The sequence below is a fragment of the Priestia sp. P5_B4 genome (assembly GCF_056400385.1).
On record NZ_JBFULJ010000354.1, the window covers coordinates 1 to 3,786 of the forward strand.

The following is a 3,786-nucleotide window of genomic DNA, read 5'->3' on the forward strand; positions in this document are numbered from 1 at the left end:
GAGTACCTTATGGTTATGCGATACCGTTATTAATAATGTCTTTATGTACTATAGGACTTTCACTATCACCTATTATATTCGGACCAATATGCTATTTAATGATTTGGGTCGCTCTATTTTTACCTTCTAACCTTTTAGAAGTAGAATTACAACTTACTTCTAGTATTAATCGTGGAAAGGTCATAGCTTTGGCAGATGCATTAGATGGAATTTTATTTATTACCTTAACGGGTATTTTACCTCAGCTTAACCATTTTGTGAATGTTCGAAGTCTTTTATGGTTATCTGCATTACCTTTTACAATCCTAAGTATTGTTTGGATTATAGGATGGTTTGTTAATGGTCGTCGACTTAAGCTAAATGAGAAGGAGACCATGTCATGAAACAGTTTCAGACTTTTGAGAAGGGCCCAATGGCGATACATGTTCTACCAACTGAAAAATACGTATTAACTACAATTGCTGTACGTGTATATTTGGATCTTGATAAGGAAGTAGTTACAGGGGCTGCTATGATACCTCATATTTTGTTACAGGGATCTAATAGTTATCTAAACAATCAAAGCCTACAGTTGATCCTAGATAGGTTATACGGTGCTAAGCTACAAGCATCAGTTGAAAAGAAAGGGGAAAAGCAAATACTGGGTCTTTCAGTCACCTTCCCAAACCCATTTAACGTTTATCATGAAAAATCAGTGGTAAGTGAGGTTATTACTATCTTATCTGACGTTTTATTTAAGCCGACTTTTTCAGTGGATTCTGTTGAAAATGAAAAACAACAGCATTTTAGTCGTATAATTAACAGATTAAATAATAAAGTTACTTATTCAATCGAACGGTGCCTAAGCAAGATGACAGAGGGACAATTGTACAGTATTCCACATTTAGGTTACCTAAAGGATATCGATAGATGGACGTCAAAAACATTATTTGAGCTCTATAACCAAATTATTCAAAGCTCACCTTTACATATTTATGTTGTGGGTAATATAGAACCAAACTGTATAGTAGATGAATTAATATCAAGGTTTGGAAAAGAGATTAGCAAACTAAATGAGTCAAATAAAAAGTATAAACTGGAACCTCCTTCTCCTTTGCGGATATCTGCAAAGAATCACACTTACGAAAAGTTCTCCTTAAGTCAATTATTAGTGAATGTTGGATATAGTACAGGAGGGGTAATGTTTTCAAGCGATGATTATCCTTCACTTGTTCTCTGTAATAGAATTTTGGGTGGGTTTCCCCATTCAAAACTTTTTGTTAATTTAAGAAAAGAATATGGACTTGCGTATTTTGTATCAAGCTCATTAGATGCACTAAAAGGAATAATGTATATACAATCTAGCATTAAGCCGGATACATTAGAGAAGTCAAATATGATTATTACGGAACAGATAGAGTTAATTAAAAAGGGTGTAGTATCAGAAGAAGAGATAGAGCTCACGATTAAAGGGTTGTGTAACATATATAAGTTATCATTAGATTCTGTTGCAAGTTTAATAGACTTTCATCAAAATGGTATAGTAAGTGGACGAGTTCGTACTATGGAAGAAATGCTTTTAGCTGTACAGGAAGTTACTCTGACTGAAATTATAAGTGCAGCTCAAAAGTTAGAAGGTTGTACATTATATCTATTAGGTAATAAGGGAGAGAGTAAAGATGATAATTACACCTTCTGTTAAATCAATTAATATTAATAATTTAGATATCAATGTAATTCAAAAACCAGGATTTAATGAAGTGTATATGATGTTGTTAGTGAAATGTGGTTCATTTAACAGTGACTTACAATTACAAACGGGTTCTAAAGTTCAGATTGTTCCTAAGGGAATAGCGCATTTTTTAGAACACATTATGTTTTACAAAAAGGATGGAAAAGATATCTTAAATCAATTTGCTGCGGGTGGAGCCTCTATTAATGCATTTACCACATTTGATATAACTTCTTATACGGTTTCTTGTACTGAAGAAATACCTAGAAATTTAAAGACGTTACTTGAATTTGTCAATAATTTATCTTTTTCAAAAAAAATTATAGATAAGGAAAGAAAGGTTATTGAACAAGAAATTCGAATGTCCACTGATAACGCACGTAACAATGGTTTTTTTAATTTGTTAAAACTGTTTTATGGCGAACATCATTCTCTGGGCACCCCGGTGTTAGGTACAATATCGAGTATCGCCCAAATAAATGAAGCTAACCTTGAGTTATTTTATAAAGCATATTATAGAACTGAAAATATGAAACTGGTAGTAATTGGAGATATAGAGCCCGAAGTTATTTTTAATGTAGTTCAAAATGTAAATATTCATCAGGATAAAAAATCAGTAACTATAAAAGAAATAGATAATAAAATTACTATAGGAAGTCCTTTTTTAGAAACAAAGATGCCTATTTCACAGCCTCAACTTTTTTGGGGATACAGGGACAGTACAGAATTTTTAACGAAAAGCAAATTGTTAAAACATGATTACCTAACTAAGGTAGGTTTGGAATCGATTTCAGGAAAAAGCTCTCTTCTATACCAAAAACTATATAATGAAGAGTTAATTGGAAAAGACTTTTTTTGGTCGTATGAAGCTAGCCTTTCTTATGCCTACTCAGCATTAGGTGGCGTTTCTAAAAGACCTGATCTAATAATTAATGAGTGGGATAAAACTGTCCAGAAAATCAAGAACTATGGGTTAGAGGAGTTAAATTTTCAAAGAGCCCGTTATAAGATTATTGGTAGAGTACTAGAATTATTTGATTCACCAAGTAAACTCTGTCGAAATGTAGCTGGTTATTTAGTTAACGATTTAGATTTTTTTGATATTATTCCAATTTTAGAAGCAATAGATATTAACGAAGTTCAAAATAGGCTTTTAGAACATTTAACAGAAGAAAAAAAATGTTCTTTTATATATCCTATAAAATATTAATTATGTGTTTCCGTTATATGTTAAAAACTAAATAGAAATAGAGGTGTTTAATTTTTATTATTACCGACTTCTCCTCTAAGAGTATAACTCATAGTAGCACCATCATTGGCTCTGTAAAGCTCTACTTTATATGTATTATTGGGTGAATTAAATGAATAGAACAAAAGAACGAAAGCGCTTTATTTAAGTATTTTATCATGTTAAAATACTTAAATTTTTTAAACCAGATTAACGTATGTAATTTTTTTCTTGAGTAGAGCAAGCTACCTTTTTCTATTTGGAGGTAGCTCTTTTTATTGTAAAGAAGGTCCGGTTTAATTATTTAGTTAACCTAATGGAAATCATAAACACAAAGCATAGAAAAGCACTATTCTCTTATAGAGCCCTCATAAAAATACCGGTTTTGATAGACGAAAATGTGGAATATCAAATGTAAGATTATTTTAGCATGAAGGGGAGACAGGTATGTTTGGATGGAGTGATATGCCGAAATTATTATTTTCTTTTTTAATTGTCATTCCACTTGTGTCTGTTATTCACCAGCTGGGCCACTCACTTATGGCTATTATTTTAGGAGGAAATGTCGATTTTACCATTGGACAAGGGAGAACGATTTTTAGGTGGAAAAAAATTAAAATAAAATCTATTTATTTTTTGCACTCCTTTTGTATTTACGAAAAATTAAAGTATGATAATCGGTTTACTCATGCTTGTGTTTATGCTGGAGGTACCATAGCTAATTTAGCGTCTATACTTCTTGTGTATGGTTTAATTATGTGGGGTGTTCTCTCAAAGAATCTCTTCTCTTACCAATTTGTTTATTTCTCTATTTATTATATTGTTTTCTCGCTCTTACCCTTTGAAT

Annotated in this window: 5 protein-coding genes; 4 read left to right on the plus strand and 1 reads right to left on the minus strand. The window is 31.6% G+C overall.

From position 1 onward, the window contains the following. The 3 genes from AC1DRF_RS19150 to yfmH all read left to right on the plus strand — a co-directional run. The coding region (locus AC1DRF_RS19150; protein ID WP_477741414.1) for a hypothetical protein at positions 1 to 383 on the plus strand (383 nt) is incomplete at its 5' end. After that, positions 380 to 1,681: an EF-P 5-aminopentanol modification-associated protein YfmF gene (gene yfmF, locus AC1DRF_RS19155; RefSeq protein WP_097823723.1), complete on the plus strand. Its 1,302-nt coding sequence runs from the start codon at positions 380 to 382 to the stop codon at positions 1,679 to 1,681. The genes AC1DRF_RS19150 and yfmF, both read left to right, overlap by 4 nt. Then, positions 1,659 to 2,921 (plus strand): EF-P 5-aminopentanol modification-associated protein YfmH, encoded by a 1,263-nt coding sequence (gene yfmH / locus AC1DRF_RS19160; protein WP_377572971.1) that lies wholly within the window; start codon positions 1,659 to 1,661, stop codon positions 2,919 to 2,921. Before yfmF ends, yfmH begins: the two co-directional genes overlap by 23 nt. 47 nt (positions 2,922 to 2,968) lie before the next feature. Here the strand turns inward: yfmH and AC1DRF_RS19165 are convergent, their stop codons facing one another. After that, complete coding sequence (locus tag AC1DRF_RS19165; RefSeq protein ID WP_427076321.1) at positions 2,969 to 3,085, minus strand: DUF5412 family protein; 117 nt, start codon at positions 3,083 to 3,085, stop codon at positions 2,969 to 2,971. A gap of 301 nt (positions 3,086 to 3,386) precedes the next feature. Between AC1DRF_RS19165 and AC1DRF_RS19170 the strand changes: the two genes are divergently transcribed. Next, positions 3,387 to 3,786, plus strand: a 400-nt coding sequence (locus tag AC1DRF_RS19170) for a hypothetical protein (protein ID WP_477741415.1), incomplete at its 3' end; no start/stop codon positions are given.